General features: G+C 62.5%; 16 protein-coding genes. 1 reads left to right on the top strand and 15 read right to left on the bottom strand.

The features are described from left to right. Positions 1-5: 5 nt before the first annotated feature. The 14 genes from lpxB to ACT6QG_RS10010 form a co-directional block, all read right to left on the bottom strand. The gene (gene lpxB, locus ACT6QG_RS10075; protein ID WP_444977410.1) at positions 6-1,232 is read right to left on the bottom strand and encodes a lipid-A-disaccharide synthase; all 1,227 of its coding nucleotides are present in this window, start codon (positions 1,230-1,232) and stop codon (positions 6-8) included. Further along, entirely contained in the window at positions 1,232-2,149 is a 918-nt protein-coding gene (locus ACT6QG_RS10070; RefSeq protein ID WP_444977409.1) for an LpxI family protein, read from the bottom strand. The genes lpxB and ACT6QG_RS10070 overlap by 1 nt, the downstream gene beginning before the upstream one ends. A 3-nt stretch (positions 2,150-2,152) precedes the next feature. Further along, positions 2,153-2,959 carry an acyl-ACP--UDP-N-acetylglucosamine O-acyltransferase gene (gene lpxA / locus ACT6QG_RS10065; RefSeq protein WP_444977408.1) on the bottom strand — a complete coding sequence of 269 codons (807 nt, stop codon included), beginning with the start codon at positions 2,957-2,959 and terminating at the stop codon, positions 2,153-2,155. Between the two features lie 4 nt (positions 2,960-2,963). Next, the gene (fabZ, locus tag ACT6QG_RS10060) at positions 2,964-3,464 is read right to left on the bottom strand and encodes a 3-hydroxyacyl-ACP dehydratase FabZ (protein WP_444977407.1); all 501 of its coding nucleotides are present in this window, start codon (positions 3,462-3,464) and stop codon (positions 2,964-2,966) included. Continuing rightward, positions 3,461-4,555: a UDP-3-O-(3-hydroxymyristoyl)glucosamine N-acyltransferase gene (gene lpxD, locus ACT6QG_RS10055; RefSeq protein WP_444977406.1), complete on the bottom strand. Its 1,095-nt coding sequence runs from the start codon at positions 4,553-4,555 to the stop codon at positions 3,461-3,463. The genes fabZ and lpxD overlap by 4 nt, the downstream gene beginning before the upstream one ends. 77 nt (positions 4,556-4,632) lie before the next feature. After that, complete coding sequence (bamA, locus tag ACT6QG_RS10050) at positions 4,633-7,158, bottom strand: outer membrane protein assembly factor BamA (protein ID WP_444977405.1); 2,526 nt, start codon at positions 7,156-7,158, stop codon at positions 4,633-4,635. 183 nt (positions 7,159-7,341) lie between these two features. Beyond that, a complete protein-coding gene (gene rseP / locus ACT6QG_RS10045; RefSeq protein ID WP_444977450.1) occupies positions 7,342-8,511 on the bottom strand; it encodes an RIP metalloprotease RseP in 1,170 nt (389 codons plus the stop codon). A 240-nt stretch (positions 8,512-8,751) separates the two neighbouring features. Next, positions 8,752-9,912: a 1-deoxy-D-xylulose-5-phosphate reductoisomerase gene (gene dxr, locus ACT6QG_RS10040; RefSeq protein WP_444977404.1), complete on the bottom strand. Its 1,161-nt coding sequence runs from the start codon at positions 9,910-9,912 to the stop codon at positions 8,752-8,754. Between the two features lie 7 nt (positions 9,913-9,919). Then, positions 9,920-10,756, bottom strand: coding sequence for a phosphatidate cytidylyltransferase (locus ACT6QG_RS10035; RefSeq protein WP_444977403.1), 837 nt, complete (start codon positions 10,754-10,756; stop codon positions 9,920-9,922). After that, positions 10,741-11,508, bottom strand: a complete 768-nt coding sequence (locus ACT6QG_RS10030) for an isoprenyl transferase (protein WP_444977402.1) — start codon at positions 11,506-11,508, stop codon at positions 10,741-10,743. Before ACT6QG_RS10030 ends, ACT6QG_RS10035 begins: the two co-directional genes overlap by 16 nt. A gap of 57 nt (positions 11,509-11,565) precedes the next feature. Next, positions 11,566-12,129 carry a ribosome recycling factor gene (frr, locus tag ACT6QG_RS10025; protein ID WP_444977401.1) on the bottom strand — a complete coding sequence of 188 codons (564 nt, stop codon included), beginning with the start codon at positions 12,127-12,129 and terminating at the stop codon, positions 11,566-11,568. A gap of 185 nt (positions 12,130-12,314) precedes the next feature. Continuing rightward, positions 12,315-13,073, bottom strand: a complete 759-nt coding sequence (gene pyrH / locus ACT6QG_RS10020) for a UMP kinase (RefSeq protein WP_444977449.1) — start codon at positions 13,071-13,073, stop codon at positions 12,315-12,317. A 26-nt stretch (positions 13,074-13,099) separates the two neighbouring features. Continuing rightward, positions 13,100-14,023 (bottom strand): translation elongation factor Ts, encoded by a 924-nt coding sequence (tsf, locus tag ACT6QG_RS10015; protein WP_444977400.1) that lies wholly within the window; start codon positions 14,021-14,023, stop codon positions 13,100-13,102. A 109-nt stretch (positions 14,024-14,132) separates the two neighbouring features. After that, entirely contained in the window at positions 14,133-15,140 is a 1,008-nt protein-coding gene (locus tag ACT6QG_RS10010) for a 30S ribosomal protein S2 (protein ID WP_444977399.1), read from the bottom strand. 312 nt (positions 15,141-15,452) lie between these two features. Between ACT6QG_RS10010 and ACT6QG_RS10005 the strand changes: the two genes are divergently transcribed. Further along, positions 15,453-16,805 carry a dicarboxylate/amino acid:cation symporter gene (locus ACT6QG_RS10005; protein ID WP_444977398.1) on the top strand — a complete coding sequence of 451 codons (1,353 nt, stop codon included), beginning with the start codon at positions 15,453-15,455 and terminating at the stop codon, positions 16,803-16,805. Between the two features lie 17 nt (positions 16,806-16,822). Here ACT6QG_RS10005 and ACT6QG_RS10000 read toward each other — a convergent pair whose 3' ends face one another. Beyond that, positions 16,823-17,644, bottom strand: a complete 822-nt coding sequence (locus ACT6QG_RS10000) for a sulfotransferase family protein (protein ID WP_444977397.1) — start codon at positions 17,642-17,644, stop codon at positions 16,823-16,825. Positions 17,645-17,719 lie beyond the last annotated feature (75 nt).

Below are 17,719 nucleotides of genomic sequence, written 5' to 3'. Positions count from 1 at the left end.
GGCGGCTATGCCCTGGAGGGGGGCGGCAAGGCCGGGGAGCGCCCCTGCCGGGCGAGCCTCAGCACAACCTCTGCCGCGCGGGTGCTGGGCCCGGGGCCGGCAATGCCGAAAATATCATCCAGCCGGGCAAAAGCTTCCAGCTGCCTCTGCCGCTCCGGGCCTTGCGCCAGCATGGCCAGCACATTTTCCCGCAGCACAGGCACGGTGCAATATTCCTGCAAAAACTCGGGGACCACATTCTCCCCAATCACCAGATTGGCCAGAATGACTGTGGTGCCCTTCAGCAGGCGGCGGGCAATCTGCGCCTCCAGCCAGCCCAGCTTGTAGGCGGCAACATGGGGAATGCCAGCCAGCGCCAGCTCCAGCGTCACCGTGCCAGAGGCCGCCAGCGCGCCGCGCGCCTGCCTGAAGGCGGCATATTTTTCGGCTTCATCCGTCATGATGCGGGGCTTTTGCGGCCAGTTGGCCATCGCCTTTTCCACGCTCGCCCGCAGATGCGGCAAGGTGGGCAGCACCATCTCCAGCGGGCGCTGCTGAGCCACCTGCGCCAATGCGGCCCCGAAATCCGGCATCAGTCGTTCGATTTCACGCTTGCGACTGCCCGGCAGAACCAGCAGCAAGGGCGGATCACTCTCCCGCCGCTCGGCCTCCTTCGGCGTGGGGCGCAGCGTGTCCAGCCGGTCCAGCAGCGGGTGGCCGACATAAAAGGTGGATGGTCCACCAAGACGACGATGTACTTCCGGCTCAAAAGGCAACAGCGCCAGCAGCGCATCCACATATGGCCGCATGGCCGCCGCCCGGCCTTCCCGCCAGACCCAGACGGTGGGGGAGACATATTTGACGATCGGAATTTTAGGGTTCCGCGCCCGCACCCGTGCAGCCACGCGGTGCGTGAAGTCCGGCGCATCAATCAGCACCAGCACATCGGGTGGATTGGCCAGAACCGCTTCCACAGTCTGCCGCAGACGGCGCAGGATCAAAGGCAGCTTGGCAATAACAGCGGTGACCCCCATGGCCGTGAGGTCTTCCATGGGGAACAGGCCCTCAAGCCCGGCATCCTGCATGCGGGTGCCACCAACGCCCTGAAAGCGCACGCCCTCCCCCGCCATGGCGGTCAGGGCCTCCATCAGGGCACCACCGAGCTGATCGCCGGATTCCTCGCCCGCAACGATAAATACGGAAAGCGGACGGGATCGGGGGGCTGAAATATCGAGTTTCCCTGCCTGCTCCATCACCCGCGCCCCTCAGGCGCCACACCCATGACGAACAGTCCCGCGGCATCCGCCGTTTCCACCAGCCCGACCACATCCGGCACCATGGCTCCGCCCGCTTCAAAAGCGATGCCCGCCAGCCCGGCCTCTTGCGCCCGTGTAACGGAATCCGGCCCGAGCGAGGGCAGATCAATGCGCCGATCCTGCCCGGCCTTGGGAGCCTTCACCAGCACCCCCCGCCCCGGAGGAAAGCGCAGCCGCCCGGCCGCTCGCATTTCACCATAACGGTGCAGCATCTTGTCGGTGCCCTCTGCCGCCTCCACTGCGGCGACAAGGCCATCCACCACGATAACACCCTGCCCCACATCATAGGGGCTGAGAACCTTCAGCAGCTTCATGGCATGGGCAATATCGGCACGGTCCTGCTCACTTGGGGCATGGGCCCCCAGCACACCTTCCGGCAGCAACAGATTGGGGGCCACTTCATGCGCCCCCAGCATGCGAAAGCCCTGCTCGGAAACCAGCTGAACGACACCGGAAAGCAGATGGTTATCACCCCCCCGGAACAGGCGGGCGATGCGCGGCAGCAGCCGCACCATTGTCCAGTCCAGCCCCAGATCCCGCACACGCGGGCGCGTGACGGTGCCAACCATCACCACATCCCTCACACCACGGGCACGCGCCATGGCGGCGACCCCGCCCAGTGAGCCGATGCGGAACCAGTGATGCTCGTAACGTTCCAGCTCCGGGTCGGCAAATCCCCGGATCAAAAGCAGGATGACCTCGCGCCCCTGCGCACGGGCGGCCTCGGCAACGGCTGCCGGGAAAGCCCCGCCACCCGCCACAATGCCAAGCGGCCCGCGCGTGGAAGGCGCGGAAAGAGATGCGCTGTTTGGGGCATCATTGGCCGCATCATCACGGCCGGGAGGCAGGCTCAAGGCTCAGGCCTCCTTGATAACGCCTCGAGAGGGATGACACAGCGCACGCTTGCGGTCCGCATCCACAAAAGCCAGAACGGCAGCGGCGAAGGGAGACGTTGAGACCTTTTCTCGGACCCGCTCAAGGCGCTCGTCAAACGTATCTTCGCCAAAGAAGAGATCGCGATACACCGCCCGCGCCTCATGGATCTCGGCTCGCGTGAAGCCACGCCGCTTCATGCCAATGACATTGAGCCCAACCAACTTGCCCGCCTGCCCGAGAACATTGCCATAGGGAATGACATCCTCGCGCACACCGGTAAGGCCGGAAATCATGCATTGCTGGCCGATACGGGTGAACTGGTGGACAGCGCACAGCCCGCCCAGAAATGTGCGCTCACCCACATCCACATGCCCGGCCAGAGTGGCATTGTTGGCGAACATCACATGATCGCCAACCAGACAGTCATGCCCCACATGCGAGCCGACCATCATCATGACACCATTGCCGATACGGGTTTCACCGCGTCCGGTCGCGGTCCCGATATTGGCGGTGACATGCTCGCGAATATGGCAGTTCTCGCCAATGATGAGCCTGGTCTTCTCGCCCTTGTAGTGAATGGACTGGGGCGGAGTGCCAAGAGAGGCAAACGGAAAGATTTCCGTTCCCGCGCCGATCGTCGTGTCGCCCTGTATATTCACATGGGCATGCAACCGGACCCCGGCACCGAGAACAACGTGTGGCCCAATAATGCAATAGGGGCCGATCACCACATCGTCGGCAAGACCCGCGCTATTTTCAACACGAGCAGTGGGGTCGATTTTCGGCACGATATCAGCTCTCCATAATCATGGCGCCGACCCGCGCCTCGGCCACCAACTCGCCCCGAACCTTCGCCTCACCCCGATACCACCACATGTTGCGGCGGCGCGAGATGCGCGTCATATGATATTCCAGCACATCACCCGGGACGACGGGGCGACGGAACTTGGCTTCATCAATCGTCATGAAATAGACGAGAGACGGCGTCTGGCTTTCCTTGGCCAGAACACAGACGACACCGGCCGTCTGGGCCATGCCTTCAATGATGAGAACGCCCGGCATCACCGGATTTCCGGGAAAATGCCCCTGAAAGTGCGGCTCGTTCGCGGTGACATTCTTGATGCCGACGCAGGATAGGTCGCCATCAATCTGCTCGACGCGATCAACCAGCAGGAACGGATAGCGATGCGGCAGACAGGCCAGAACACGCTGAATGTCAGCATAACCCAGTGATTTCAATTCACCACCAGCTTCATTTCCGGCAGCATTCTGCTGCGACAGCGCATCGCTCATTCGCCCGTCCCTTCCCCTTCTTTGCCTGAATCCCGACCTTGCGGCCGGGCAGCAAGATTCTTCAATGCCGTCACTTCACGGAACCACTCACGCACAGGCTTGGCCGGCGAGCCTCCCCAGCGCACACCTGGGGGCACATCGCCCTTCACATTGCTGGATGCCGCAATCTGCGCACCGCTGCCAATGGTGGCGTGGCCCACAACGCCCACCTGCCCGCCAAGCATCACGAAATCACCCAGCGTGGTGGAGCCGGAAATACCCGTTTGCGAAACAATGATGCAATGCCGCCCGATCACAACATTGTGGGCGATCTGCACCAGATTATCGATCTTGGTGCCCTCACCAATAACCGTATCGGTCAAGGCGCCGCGATCTATCGTTGTGTTGGCGCCGATCTCGACATCATCCTGAATGACGACCCGGCCGAGTTGCGGCACTTTCACATGGCCCGCAAGGCCGGGCTGGTAGCCGAAGCCATCCGCCCCGATCCGCGCCCCACTGTGAATGATGACATTGTTGCCAAGCAGCGCATGAATGACACTTGCGCCCGGCCCGACGGCACAATTCCGACCAATCCGCACATTCGGCCCGATCACCGCGCCCGCACAGATCAGAGAGCCACTGCCGATTTCAACACCCGGCCCGATCACCGCACCGGGATCTACCGTCACGCCCGGCTCCAGCTGGGCTGCCGGATGGACCAGCGCGCCCGGCGCAATGCCTTCCTGCCCGAAAATGGACTGTGGCCGCAAAGCCGAGGGGAACAGATGGCGGGTCACCGCCAGAAAGGCCGCTGCAGGGCGCGGCGAGATCAAAAGGATCAGATCCTCATGCGCCTTGTCAGCAAAACGCTCCGATGTGATGCAGACCCCTGCCCTGGTATTCTGCATCTTCCCGGCAAACTTGGCCGCATCGCAAAAGACCAGATCATCCGGCCCGGCGGCATCCAGCGTGCCGACACCCTTGATGAGGCGCTGCCCCACCTCGGCCAGATCATGCCCGGATGGCGCGCGAATCTGAGATTCACTGAGCCGGGCCACGGCCTCAAGCGTCAGCGCTTCGGGAAGCGGGAAAAAGACCGGAAGATTCATGCAGAAGAAACTCGGGCGCCGCAACACTCAGGTCATGAACCCAAGTCTCGCAGCGCCCGCCTTATATGGGATGAGGATCAGAAGCGCGCACCACCAGAGAAGCGGAACTCCTGAATGTCGTCATAGTTGGCCTTCGAAAGGGCCCACGCATAGTCAAACCGCAGAGGTCCGAACGGCGACTGCCAGATCAGGCTCGCACCAACCGAGGACCGCACCACATTCTCATCCACCACGCAGACATTGCCCGCGGCATTCTTGGTGTTGTAGCCCGTGGTCCGGCAATCCACGAAGTTCGGCTTGCCGTAATAGTTGTTCCCGTTCCAGCCGGCGATATCGGGGAAAGAGGTCGAACCGTTATAGTCGTAGAGCGAACCGGCATCCGCGAAGATCGCAGCAGTCAGCCCCAGATCCTTCGGCAGGAAGGAGAGCGGGAACTGCACTTCGGCAGACACACCCCAGTACATCGTACCACCGAGAGCTGTCGTGTTTTTCTCAAGGCAGTTCAGATAGGCCGGGTTACCGGAGTTCGTCAGGGCGCAAGGAGCAACGTCACGCGGGCCGATACCGGAGGGCGCAAAACCGCGCACCAGATTCGGACCCATGAAGAAGTTGTCCATGATGGCCAGATCATCATCACCCCATGAGGTGACATAACCCGCCTGACCACGCAGCATCAGCACCGCATCAGCAACACCGAGAGCCGTATAGTGACGCACATCGGCAGACGTACGGAGGAAGTTCACGTCACCGCCGAGACCGGCCAGATCCTGCTTCAGCTCGGCATACAGGCCCTGGGTGGGCTTCATGTTGCTGTCGAGACCGTTGAAGGACAGGGTATAGCCGAGCGCCGAAGTGATTGTCCGGCCATCCTGCTGCGCCTGACGCACAGCCCAGGATGTCGTGCTTTCGCAGAACAGAACCTCCTGCGCACCAAGAAGCGGACCGAGATTATCATAACGGCTTGCGTCGCAGACCGTGATCTCACGCTGATAGAGGTTGTAGCGCAGCGCCAGCGTCACTTCGTCCGTGATCGGCAGACCCAGACGCAGGCCACCACCCACCATATCGGTAGAATAGTTGCTGTAGCTGGTCGGGGTCGTTTCCTTCCAGTAGGCATCGACACCCGCAGCGATGCGATAACCCAGGAAGTAGGGCTCGGTGAAGGAGAACTCGGCACCCTTGGTGTTTTCACCCCAGGAACCGGACACCTTCACATACTGACCACGACCCAGGAAGTTCTTCTCACCGAGAGAGACTTCACCGATGAAGCCATCCGAAGTGGAGTAGCCGCCAGACACGGAGAATTCACCCGTGGCCTGATCTTCCACATCCACAACAAGAATGACGCGGTCCGGCGCAGAGCCCGGCTCATTGATGATCCGGACTTCCTTGAAGTAGCCAAGGTTGCGCAGACGGCGCTCGGCGCGATCCACCAGCACACGGTTATAGGCATCACCCTCGCCGAGATCGAACTCGCGACGGATCACCCAGTCCCGCGTACGGGTATTGCCACGCACCTCGATGCGCTCGACATAAACCCGCGGCCCCTCTTCAACAACGAAGAGGAGGTTGATCTTGTGGGTCTCGAAGTCACGGTCACCGCGCGGACGCACCTGCGCAAAGGCATAGCCCCGCTTGGCAACCTCGACGGTGAGATTCTCGACGGACTGCTCGACCAGATCCGCATTGTAGGTCTTGCCCTCGACCGCACGCACAGCGCTGCGCAGCGACTCGGCAGAAACCTCACGGATGGAGGAGGTCACATCCACGGTGCCGAACTTGTAGGGCTCACCCTCATCCAGCGTGAAGGTGACGATATAGCCATCACCATTCGGCTCACGCTCAGCAGTCGCGGAAACAACACGGAAGTCGGCATAGCCGTTCTTCAGATAGAAACGGCGCAGCAGCTCCTGATCCGCATTGATGCGATCAGGATCATAAACGTCGGTGGACTTCAGGAAGGAGAGCAGACCACTCTTCGTCGTGGTGATGACATCATTGAGCTTCCAGTCCGAAAAGGCCTTGTTGCCCACGAACTTGATTTCCTTGACGCCGACCTTCTTGCCTTCCTCGATCTCGAACACCAGATCGACGCGCCCGTTGCCGCGATCAATGGTGACGGGATTGACGCGCACATCATCACGCCCCGAGCGGCGATAAACCTCGATGATACGCTGCGTATCGGACTGAACAGTCGCAGGAGAAAGGTTGCCGCGCGGCTTGGACTGCACCTCGCCGGCCAGAACCTCATCCTTGTGCTTCTTGTTGCCCTCGAAGGACACCTTGTTGATGACCTGGTTCTCGGTCACCCGCACATGGATGCGCCCGCCAGACTGGGAAACCTGAACATCAGAGAAAAGGCCGGTGGCGTAAAGCGCCTTCCATGCCTCGTCGATCTTGGCGGCCGTATAAGGGGCGGAACCGAAATAGGAGCGGATCGTCTCCGCATCCACACGGTGATTGCCCTGCACAACAATGGAGCTGGATTGAGCCGCGGCCGGGCTCGCCAATACGATGGTCCCAGCCGCCGTGGTCATCGCCGCTGTGGTCGCGATGCCAATGGTGGCAGCCAGATTTCTCATCACTCGGAGCGAAGCAGTCATATGGCGCGCAACCTTAAAAATTTATCATTCACAAATCCGACGCGAGGCTTCCCATCGGATTCTCGCCCTAGCAGGGCAGCTTTTACAGGCTTTTAGCCGTGGTGCAAACCACACCCGCGCTTTTCGCCTGCCTTTTCCCGCCAACCGTTGCGATCTCGCCACGACCGGCAGGAGTTCAGCCTCTCACGATGCTATGAGGTGCATCACATCATTCCAGGTAGAAAACAGCATCAGCATCAAAACCAGTGCCATCCCGATCCGGAACCCGATGTCCTGCGCCCGCGGACTGAGAGGCCGCCCACGGATAGCTTCCAGAGCGTAGAACAAAAGATGCCCTCCGTCCAAGAGCGGGATGGGAAAAAGGTTAAGCAAACCTATCGAAACCGACAGAACCGCTGCAAGGGAAAGCAATGCGCCAAAGCCGAAAGTGGCCACCTGGCCTGAAACCTGGGCGATGCGGATGGGGCCGCCGAGCTGATCGGCCGATTCTGTGCCCATGACGAGGCCGCCGATATAGCTGAAGGTGCGGGTCACCACGAACCAGGTTTCCTGCGCGCCCATGCCAACGGCCTCGATCGGCCCGTAATGCTGCGTGGTCACATCCCCGGCGGCAAGGGAGCGGGTGATTCCCAGAAGGCCCACGCGCTGCACATTGCCGAAGCTGTCCTTGATTTCCTTCGCCTCGGGCGTGGCTGTCAGCTCCACTTCCCGATCATTGCGCAGCACCACGACATTCAGCGGCTGGCCCGCATGAATGCTCACGATGCGCTGCATGTCGGAGAAGCTCTCCATCTTCTTTCCATCGATGGACAGCACCAGATCACCGGGCTGGAAGCCGGCCTGCTCGGCAGCGCTGCCGGCATTGATCTGATCCACGCGCGGAGCCGTGACCTGCTTTCCAAATACCATGAAAACAAAGGCAAAAATCACGATTGCCAGAATGAAGTTGGCAATTGGCCCGGCCGCGACAATGGCCGCGCGCCAGCGCAGGGGCTGGTAGAAGAAGCTCTGCCGGCGCTCCGTCGGGCTCATCCGCTCAAGGCGGGTCTGGTCCGGGGTGGAGGCGGCATCGTCGTCGCCAAAGAAGCGCACATATCCGCCGAGGGGAATCGCCGAGACCTTCCAGCGCGTCCCGTGGCGATCATTGAAGCCGAACAGTTCGGGGCCGAATCCCAGAGAGAAGGTCAGCACCCGCACACCCGCCCTGCGCGCCACCCAGAAGTGGCCCAGCTCATGGAAGAACACCACCAGAGTCAGCACGAACAGGAAGGGAATGAGATAGCCGAGCATGGAAGACCCTGCCCCGGTCATGCCTTCCAGAAACCCCGTACTTGCGCTGGAAACCGTTTCCATCATCTGCTTCCTTGAACTGCCTGATGCCGGCATGGGCCATCACGCGCCAGAATCGCCGGGCATCCCCCGGCCCTCATTTCCAGCGCAATCCCCTGCGCAGAACCCTTCCAGTGGGATGCAGGCGTGGCCATGCAGCCAGACACCCAGATCCTACCCATCCTGTACCTAAGCTGCATTTGCGGCAAACTTGAGCACATGTGACCTTGCGGCATATGGAATATGCAGCGGCAGCCGCGCCCGCTACGCAGATACCGAGAGCAACAGGCCGGAGGCCATACGCCGCGCTTCCGCATCAACAGCCAGCGCCTCTTCCACACTGGCAGGCGCAGTGGCCACATTCATGCCCTCCAGCGTTCCGGCGACGACATCGCTGATTCCGTAGAAGCCCAGCCTTCCCTGCAGGAAGGCGGCAACAGCGATCTCATTGGCCGCGTTCAGAACGGTGGGAGCGGAGCCGCCGGCCTCCATGGCCATGCGCGCAAGGGCAAAGGCGGGGAAGCGTTCTTCGTCCACCGCCTCGAATGTCAGCCGCCCCAGCTCCACCAGATCCAGCCGCCGGGCCGGCAAGGGCAGACGATCCGGATAGGCAAGGCAATGGGCAATGGGCACGCACATGTCCGGCATGGCCATGCCGGCAACAACGGCGCCATCAGTAAAGGACACCAGCCCGTGAATGACGGATTCGGGATGCACCACGGCATCCAGCTTCTGCGCGGGCACGGCGAACAGATGATGGGCCTCGATCAGCTCCAGCCCCTTGTTCATCAGGGTGGCAGAATCGATGGTGATCTTGTCCCCCATCGACCAGTTGGGGTGCTTGAGGGCATCCTGCCGGGTGGCATGGCGCATCTCTTCCCGCGACCTGTTGCGGAAAGGGCCGCCTGACGCGGTCAGCGTCATGCGCTCGACAGCCGAGGCCGGTGCCGCGGAGAGCGCCTGAAAGATAGCGTTATGCTCGCTGTCCATCGGCAGGAGTTCGGTGCCCTTCCGCCCGGCCTCATCCATGAAGAAACGGCCGGCGGCAACAAGGCACTCCTTGTTCGCCAGCGCCATGCGCCGCCCTGCCCCGAGCGCGGCGACCGATGGGGCAAGACCTGCAACGCCCACAATGGCGCTGACCACCATATCCGTTTCCCGGGCCGCCGCCTCCAGAACGGCGGACGGCCCCGCCCCGCTTGCAATGCCTGTTCCGGCCAGTGCGGAGGCCAGTTCCGGGCCCGCATCAGGATCTGCAATCGCGGCGAAGCGCGCCTGCAGAGTGCGGGCCATCTGCGCCAGAGCTGCAACATCACGCCCGCCAGCCAGCGCCTCGACCTGGAAACGGCCGGGGTGAGCCATCAGCACCTTCGCCACACTGCGGCCAATGGAGCCTGTCGCCCCCAACACGGTCAGACGGGTCATGACACTCCTACCAGAACAGCAACCCGGTCGCCGGATCTTCCGCCATGCGCACAAGAGCGATCAGAACCGCCACGAGGGCTGCCACGGTGAACCCGTCCAGCCGATCCAGAATGCCACCATGGCCGGGAATAAGCCGGCTGGCATCCTTCACGCCGCAGACGCGCTTGATGGCCGATTCCGCCAGATCCCCCGCCTGTGAGACGATGGAGAGCGGCACGGCAAGCAGCATCAGCGCCACGACATTCGGAAGGCCGGAAAAATATGCGAGAAGACCCGCGGCAAGCGCTGCGGCAAGCATGCCACCGAGCGCGCCAGACCATGTCTTGTTGGGCGAAACCTTCGGCCAGAGCTTTGGCCCACCCAAAGCGCGCCCGACGAAATAGGCAAAAATATCCGTCGCCCATACAACGGCATAGAGATAAAAAACCGCATAAATGCCGGGCTCCCCATTCCCCCTGAGAATGAGGATGGGCAATATGGCCGCCCCGGCAATGACCCCGCCCCAGAACGACCAGATGCGGCATTTGGGCACCACAAGCGCACCAAGCACGGCCCCGGCCAACACGATCAGTGCGCCATAGGCCAGCGGTGCATCCTGATGGGTGAGAATGACAGACGCGATCAGGGCCGCGCCATTTATGCCAAGCCAGAGCCCCTGGCGCTCCAGCCGCCCCATGGCCGCCCATTCATAAAGAACGGCGAGGCCGGCGAAGGTCCACAGAATGGTGAATGGCCAGCCGCCCCACCAGGTCAAGCCCAGAACAAGCGGTACAAGAACCAGACCTGAAAGGGACCGGTGCTTCAGTTCGCTCCCCTTGCAGGGGGGGGTTACGGGGCCGGACAAGGCATTACACCACCAAAACGCCGATCTCGTCGGGCATATTCCTCAAGTGCGCCACGCAGGGCGTCCTTGTCGAAATCCGGCCAGAACAGCGGAAGAAAAACAAACTCGGCATAAGCCGCCTGCCACAACAGAAAATTGGACAGGCGCTGCTCGCCAGAGGTTCTGATGATCAGGTCCGGGTCAGGAATACCCGCCGTCTCAAGGCGGGAGGAGAGCAGATCCTCATCCACATCCTCCGGCTTCAGCAGCCCCTGCGCGACATCTGCCGCTATGGAGGCCGCCGCCGCCGTAATCTCCTGCCGGGCACCATAATTGAAGGCGACGACAAGGGTCAGGCCTGTATTGGCTGCGGTCAGCGCCTCGGCCTCATCCAGAAGCGCGGCAATGTCCTTGCCTAGCCCCGCCCGCGCGCCAATCACCCTGATGCGCACATTGGCGGCCCGCAGCTCCGCCAGATCCCGCCGGACGAAGAGCTTGAGCAGCCCCATCAGCTCGGCAATCTCATGATGCGGACGGGTCCAGTTCTCGGATGAGAAACTGTAGATGGTGAGATAGCGGATACCCAGCTCGCGGGCGGCGCGCACACAGCGGCGCAATGCCTCCACCCCCCGCCGGTGCCCCTCAACCCGGGGCAGCCTGCGGGCTGTGGCCCAGCGCCCGTTCCCATCCATGATGATACCCACATGAACGGGCACATGGGCAGGATCACATGGCGCAGCGCCCGCCTCATCAGGGCGGATAGGCGCGGGCATGGCTTGCTCCGGGTTCAAATGAGGCTCCTCATGCCTGGCGCGGCAGACCACGACAAATCAGACAGAGAGGATTTCCTTTTCCTTCTGGGCAAGGTTCTGGTCGATCTCGGAAATGGCCTCGTCAGTCACCTTCTGGACATCCTTCGAGAGACGCTCGATCTCGTCCAGACCGGTCTCGCCATCCTTCTCCATCTTCTTGAGAAGATCGAGGCCATCACGGCGCACATGGCGCACGGCCACACGGGCGGCCTCGGCATATTTATGGGCGACCTTCACCAGCTCCTGACGGCGCTCCTGGTTCAGCTCGGGAATCCGCAGGCGCAGAACCTGCCCTTCCGTGGCCGGGTTCAGGCCCAGATTGCTGTCACGGATCGCCTTCTCCACGGCGGAGACCATGCCGCGATCCCACACCTGCACGGAAAGCATGCGCGATTCCGGGACGGAAACGGTTGCAACCTGATTGAGCGGCGTACGCGCGCCATAGGCTTCCACCGTGATCGGGTCCAGCAGATTGGCGGAAGCCCGCCCGGTGCGCAGGCCAGAGAGTTCATCACGCAGCACAGCGATAGCACCGCTCATCCGGCGCTTGATATCAGACAGGTCGAATTTCGCGGCGCTCATGACAATCCTCTTCTTGCTTTCGCATCGCCCCAGAGGGCTGCACCTTTTATCCTCAGGCGGCAATCAAGGCGATGACAAAATCCTGGAACCTGCAATGTGACGGAATTCACCGGACTGTAAAACCGTTCAATGCGACAGCTTCAATCCTGAAAAGCTGCATATGCAGGCAAGCTGTATGCACTCCCTCAGGGAGAAACAAGTGTCGCGCGCCCGGCCCCGGTCGCGGCGGCAGTGATGGCACCCGCATCACGGATGGAAAATACGATGATAGACAGAGATGCCTCACGGGCAAGTGCGAATGCGGCGGCATCCATCACCTTGAGGTCACGCGCCAGCGCTTCATCATGGGTGAGGTGTTCATAGCGCACGGCATTCGGGTCTGTCTTGGGGTCCGCGCTATAGACGCCATCCACATTCGTGGCCTTCAGCACAGCCGCGCAATCCAGCTCGGCCGCGCGCAGAACCGCGCCTGTATCCGTTGTGAAATAAGGGTTTCCGGTGCCGCCGGCCAGAATGACCACCCGGCCGCGGCGCAGATGGCGCAGCGCCTGCTGGCGGGCATAGGGCTCGCACACGGAAGGCATGGCAATGGCAGACATGGTGCGGGCCGGCACACCGGCCTTCTCCACAGCCTGCTCCAGCGCCAAGGCGTTCATCACGGTCGCGAGCATGCCCATATTGTCTGCCGTGGGGCGCGCAAGATCCTCGCCCGCCACACGCGCGCCGCGCAGGATGTTTCCACCCCCCACGACCACAGCCACCTCGCAGCCCCGCTCCCGCAGGGCCGCAAGATCGCGGGCGATGGCAGAAACGGTTGGCGGATGAAGGCCGAACGGCTCAGGCCCCATCAGGGCCTCGCCAGAAACCTTCACCAGCACCCGCGGGAAAGGCAGCACCGGGCCCTCAGACCCGACAGCAGCCCTCACCTCATCCGATTCGCCCATCGCCCTGCCTGTCATATCAGCCCCCGTCAGCCCTGACCGGCCGCAGCAGCGACCTCGGCCGCGAAATCGGAGGTTTCCTTCTCGATGCCTTCGCCAAGGGCGAAACGCACGAAGCCGGTGAGCTTCACCGGGCCACCAACCTGACCCTCGGCTTCCTTCAGCACCTGCGCCACAGACTTGGAGCCATCATGCACAAAGGCCTGATCCAGCAGGGTGTTCTCCTTGAAGAAGCTCTTCATGCCGCTCTCGGCGATCTTCTCCTGCACATTGGCCGGCTTGCCCTGATGCTTTTCGAGCAGGATGGCCTTTTCACGGGCCAGAGTCTCGGCGGAGATACCAGCCTCGTCCAGCGCCAGCGGGCTCAGGGCGGCCACATGCATGGCGATCTGACGGCCAAGGGCGGTCAGCTTCTCCACGTCACCGGTCGACTCGAGAGCCACCAGCACGCCGATACGGCCCTGCCCCTCGACAACCTGACCATGCACATAGGAGGCCACGACGCCCTGGGGAACGGAGAGCTTCGCCACGCGACGCAGAGTCATATTCTCGCCGATGGTGGCGACAAGAGCGGTCAGCTTCTCGGCAACGGTGACATCCGCGCCCGGGAACTTGGCGTTTGCCAGGGATTCCAGAGTGCCATCGGTGTTGAGCGCCACCTTGGTGGCCTCGCGCACGAAAGCCTGGAAATCGGGATTGCGGGCGACGAAGTCGGTTTCCGCATTGATTTCCACGACAGCGGCATTGTGACCGGCGGACTCGACAGCAACCAGACCCTCGGCAGCAACGCGGCCGGCCTTCTTCGCAGCCTTGGCAAGACCCTTCTTGCGCAGCCAGTCCACAGCGGCTTCCACATCACCATTGGTTTCGGTGAGGGCGGTCTTGCAGTCCATCATACCCGCGCCGGTCTTGTCGCGGAGTTCCTTCACCAGCCCGGCAGTGATCGCAGCCATGTCCAAATTCCTTCTTTTACAACACGGCCGGCAAGGGGTTGGTCCCGAGCCGGCCGCTGGGGCGTCATACGCCCCTTTGCCTTCGATACGTTTCAGCCGTGCGACAGGATCACTCGGCTTCGGCGGAAAGCTCCTTGGCCTGAACCACCCAGCCGTCAACACGACCCGGCAGACCGACCTCTTCACCGATGCGCTGGGCATCAGCAGCATTCAGGCTGGACACCTGCCAGAAGTGGAAGACGCCAAGCTCGTTCAGCTTCTGCTCGATCTCGGGGCTGACACCGGCCAGCTTCTTCAGATCGTCGGCAACGCCGCGCGGGCCGGAGAGCGGCTCGAAGGACACCCACAGGGAGGTCTCGGCCGGCAGATCTTCCACAAGAGCCAGATCCTCGTCCGCACCCAGATCGAAGCCCAGATCACCCTGGCTGCGACCGATGCCATCAATGGCGGCGCGGGCGATCAGATCGCAATAGAGCTGAATGGCGCGGCCGGCATCGTCATTGCCGGGAACCGGGAAGGCAATGCCGTCCGGATCGCAGTTGGAGTCGAGAATCGCGGCCACCGGAATACCCAGGCGCTGCGCTTCCTTCACCGCGATGTCTTCCTTGTTCGTGTCGATCACGAACAGCAGGTCGGGCAGGCCGCCCATGTCGCGGATACCGCCGAGCGCCTTGTCGAGCTTCTCCAGCTCGCGGGTCAGCGTCAGGCGCTCCTTCTTGGTGTAGCCGGAGTTGCCTTCGGGAGCGGCCAGAATCTCTTCCAGCTTCTTCAGGCGGGCGATGGAGTTGGAAATGGTCTTCCAGTTGGTGAGCATGCCGCCGAGCCAGCGGTGGTTCACATAATACTGGGCGGAACGACGGGCGGCATCAGCCACGATGTCCTGGGCCTGACGCTTGGTGCCGACGAACAGCACGCGGCCACCCTGGGCCACGGTGTCGGACACCGCCTGCAGCGCGCGATGCAGCGCCGGCACGGTCTGGGACAGGTCAAGAATGTGGATGTTGTTGCGCACGCCGAAGATGTACGGAGCCATCTTCGGGTTCCAGCGATGAGCCTGGTGACCGAAATGCACGCCGGCTTCGAGGAGCTGACGCATGGAATAGTCGGGGAGAGCCATTGTCTTCTTTTCTCCGGTTGAACCTCCGCGGACGTACTCTCACTCCATCGGGAGCAGAGCACCGGATGGCCCAAAGGCCGCTGAGTCCGCGTGTGGGATGGTCGCGCATATACGCGAAGGTACACAGTGAGGCAAGCCTGAAGGCGTGATCCGTGCTGGCGCCCCTGAAAAAACTGTGCAGATGGACCGGATCAAAAATATATCTTGTCTATAGACATAATACGTATTGAAGATCTGTTCCGCCCTGTCATTCTGTATGGGAAAATGTGTGGCCTGTCTGCCCGCCACATCCGCGTTATCGAGGGCCCTATCATGGCATCCGCCTCCCCTGCCGCCGCGCCATCCGGCCGCTTCTTTTCCTCCTTCGGCCTTCAGGTTCTGGCCGGTCTGGTTCTGGGCCTGCTGCTGGGCCTGCTGGCCCGCGCCATTGGCCCGGATGCGGACGGGGGCCTCAATGCCCTGACGGTGACGCTCGATCTGGTCGGCTCCATCTTCGTCCAGCTTCTGCGGGCCATTGTCCCGGTGCTGGTGGTTTCGGCGATTGTGGCCAGCATCGCCAATCTGCGCCAGCTTTCCAATGCGGCGGAGCTGGTGTGGAACACGTTGCTGTGGTTCGCCATCACCGCTTTCATCGCGGTGCTCATCGGCATCACGCTCGGCCTCATCATCAAGCCGGGCCTGCATACGGGCGTGACAGCCGCTGCCGAGGCCCTGCCCCGCACATCCGGCGGCTGGCTGGACTTCCTGCGCGGTCTCGTCCCCTCGAACTTCCTCGGGCTGGAAGCCTCAACCCGCATCAATGACTCCGGGGCCACCACCGCGCTCAACTTCAATGTGATGCAGCTTGTGGTCATTTCCATCGTCATCGGCGCGGCGGCGGTGCGAGTAGGCGAGAAGAGCGCGGCCTTCCTTGCCTTCAACGAATCCCTGCTCGCGGTGATCCGCAAGGTGCTGTGGTGGGTCATCCGCCTCACCCCCATTGGCACGATCGGCCTGTTCGGCACCGCTGTGGCACAATATGGGTGGAATGCGCTGGGCCAGCTCGGCTGGTTCACGGCGGCAGTCTATATCGGCCTCGCACTGGTGCTGTTCGTGGTCTATCCGGCGCTGCTCGCCTTGCACGGGCTCAATCCGCTGCGCTTCTTCGCGGGCGCATGGCCGGCCATCCAGCTGGCCTTCGTCTCGCGCTCATCCGTGGGCACCATGCCGGTGACACAGGCCGTGACGGAAGATGAACTGGGCGTGCCGCGTGAATATGCGGCTTTCGCCGTGCCGCTCGGCTCCACCACCAAGATGGATGGCTGCGCGGCCATCTATCCGGCCATCGCGGCGATTTTCGTTGCGGAATTCTATCAGGTGCCGCTGGATCTGGCGGATTACGTCCTGATCGTCCTCGTCTCTGTGCTGGGCTCGGCCGCCACGGCCGGCATGACCGGAGCCGTGGTGATGCTGACGCTCACCCTCTCCACCCTCGGCCTGCCGCTTCAGGGCGTGGGCCTGCTGCTGGCAGTGGACCCGATTCTCGATATGGGACGCACGGCGGTGAATGTGGCGGGCCAGGCTCTGGTGCCCACCATCGTTTCCAAGCGCCAGGGCATTCTGGATGAGGCGGCGTACAACTCCCGCGCCAGCATCGACCGCATAGCCGGGGCGCCCGCGGAATAAGCGGGCGGCAGCCCCGCTCAGGTAAAGGGAAACAGCATGGCAGCCCGCGTCATCTCCATTCTGGCGCGGGAGTCTGCCGGGTCAGTCTCAAGCTGTTTCATCGCCTGATAGACACGGGCCACCAACCGCTGCCGGAGATTTTCGGCATGCTTGGGGGCCGGCAGGGTGTGGTGGCGCAGGGATGAGGTCATGAAGCTGTCCGCCTCTTCCTCCGCCTCGGGTGACAGCACCGGCCATGTGATGCCGAGCTGGCGGCCAAGCTTGCCGATCGTGCCGCGCCAGTCGGCCATGAGCGCATCATAGGAGGCAACGCCCCGAGGCAGGTGACGGGTGGCGCGCTCGGAATCCAGCGTGTAGCGCAGCCAGAGCCGCTCGGTGCGGCGCAGGTCGAACTTGTCCCGCTTGATGATGGAGGCCACCACCTCTGCCGGATTGCGCAGGGCCAGAACCGGGCAGACCTCATATCCCAGATCCCCCAGCGCCTTCTCATACAGCCCCACGAGACGCGAGACGCGCGGGTCTTTCAGCACGATCAGCTCGCTGCCCTCGAACTCGGACGCGATCAGCTCACGCAGGCGCTCTCCAAGTCCGCGGCGGCGCAGGCGCAGCGCCTTGTCCAGCCGCATGCCGTCCGGCAGATCCCAGCCCGTGCCGCTGACCCGGAGAATCTCTTCATTGAGCTCCGTCAGCACGGCGGATTCCCAGTAACCGCGCGCATTGTCCGAAGTGGCGGGAAGAAGGGTGCGCGGGCCCGTTGCGCCCATGAGATTGATGATGCGGGTCAGTGCAGAGGTGCCGCTGCGGTGCATCCCCAGAACCAGAATCGCGCGCTTTCCCACTCTCAATCCCCATCCCTGCAAACATGAACAGCGCGCCACACACCGGAGTACGGCCCCGCATTTGCTCTTAAACGA

The organism is Haloleucobacter ellipsoideus, from assembly GCF_052491725.1.
Note: the sequence above shows the minus strand (reverse complement) of the source record. Positions and strands in the feature narration are given on the sequence as shown.

Excerpts from the sequence above, each read along its gene's own strand:
- lpxD (WP_444977406.1), bottom strand. The coding sequence starts at position 4,555 with ATGAATCTTCCGGTCTTTTTCCCGCTTCCCGAAGCGCTGACGCTTGAG.
- dxr (WP_444977404.1), bottom strand. The coding sequence starts at position 9,912 with ATGACCCGTCTGACCGTGTTGGGGGCGACAGGCTCCATTGGCCGCAGT.
- tsf (WP_444977400.1), bottom strand. The coding sequence starts at position 14,023 with ATGGCTGCGATCACTGCCGGGCTGGTGAAGGAACTCCGCGACAAGACC.
- bamA (WP_444977405.1), bottom strand. The coding sequence starts at position 7,158 with ATGACTGCTTCGCTCCGAGTGATGAGAAATCTGGCTGCCACCATTGGC.
- ACT6QG_RS10030 (WP_444977402.1), bottom strand. The coding sequence starts at position 11,508 with ATGCCCGCGCCTATCCGCCCTGATGAGGCGGGCGCTGCGCCATGTGAT.
- ACT6QG_RS10010 (WP_444977399.1), bottom strand. The coding sequence starts at position 15,140 with ATGGCTCTCCCCGACTATTCCATGCGTCAGCTCCTCGAAGCCGGCGTG.
- pyrH (WP_444977449.1), bottom strand. The coding sequence starts at position 13,073 with ATGGGCGAATCGGATGAGGTGAGGGCTGCTGTCGGGTCTGAGGGCCCG.
- fabZ (WP_444977407.1), bottom strand. The coding sequence starts at position 3,464 with ATGAGCGATGCGCTGTCGCAGCAGAATGCTGCCGGAAATGAAGCTGGT.
- lpxB (WP_444977410.1), bottom strand. The coding sequence starts at position 1,232 with ATGGAGCAGGCAGGGAAACTCGATATTTCAGCCCCCCGATCCCGTCCG.
- ACT6QG_RS10005 (WP_444977398.1), top strand. The coding sequence starts at position 15,453 with ATGGCATCCGCCTCCCCTGCCGCCGCGCCATCCGGCCGCTTCTTTTCC.
- rseP (WP_444977450.1), bottom strand. The coding sequence starts at position 8,511 with ATGGAAACGGTTTCCAGCGCAAGTACGGGGTTTCTGGAAGGCATGACC.
- frr (WP_444977401.1), bottom strand. The coding sequence starts at position 12,129 with ATGAGCGCCGCGAAATTCGACCTGTCTGATATCAAGCGCCGGATGAGC.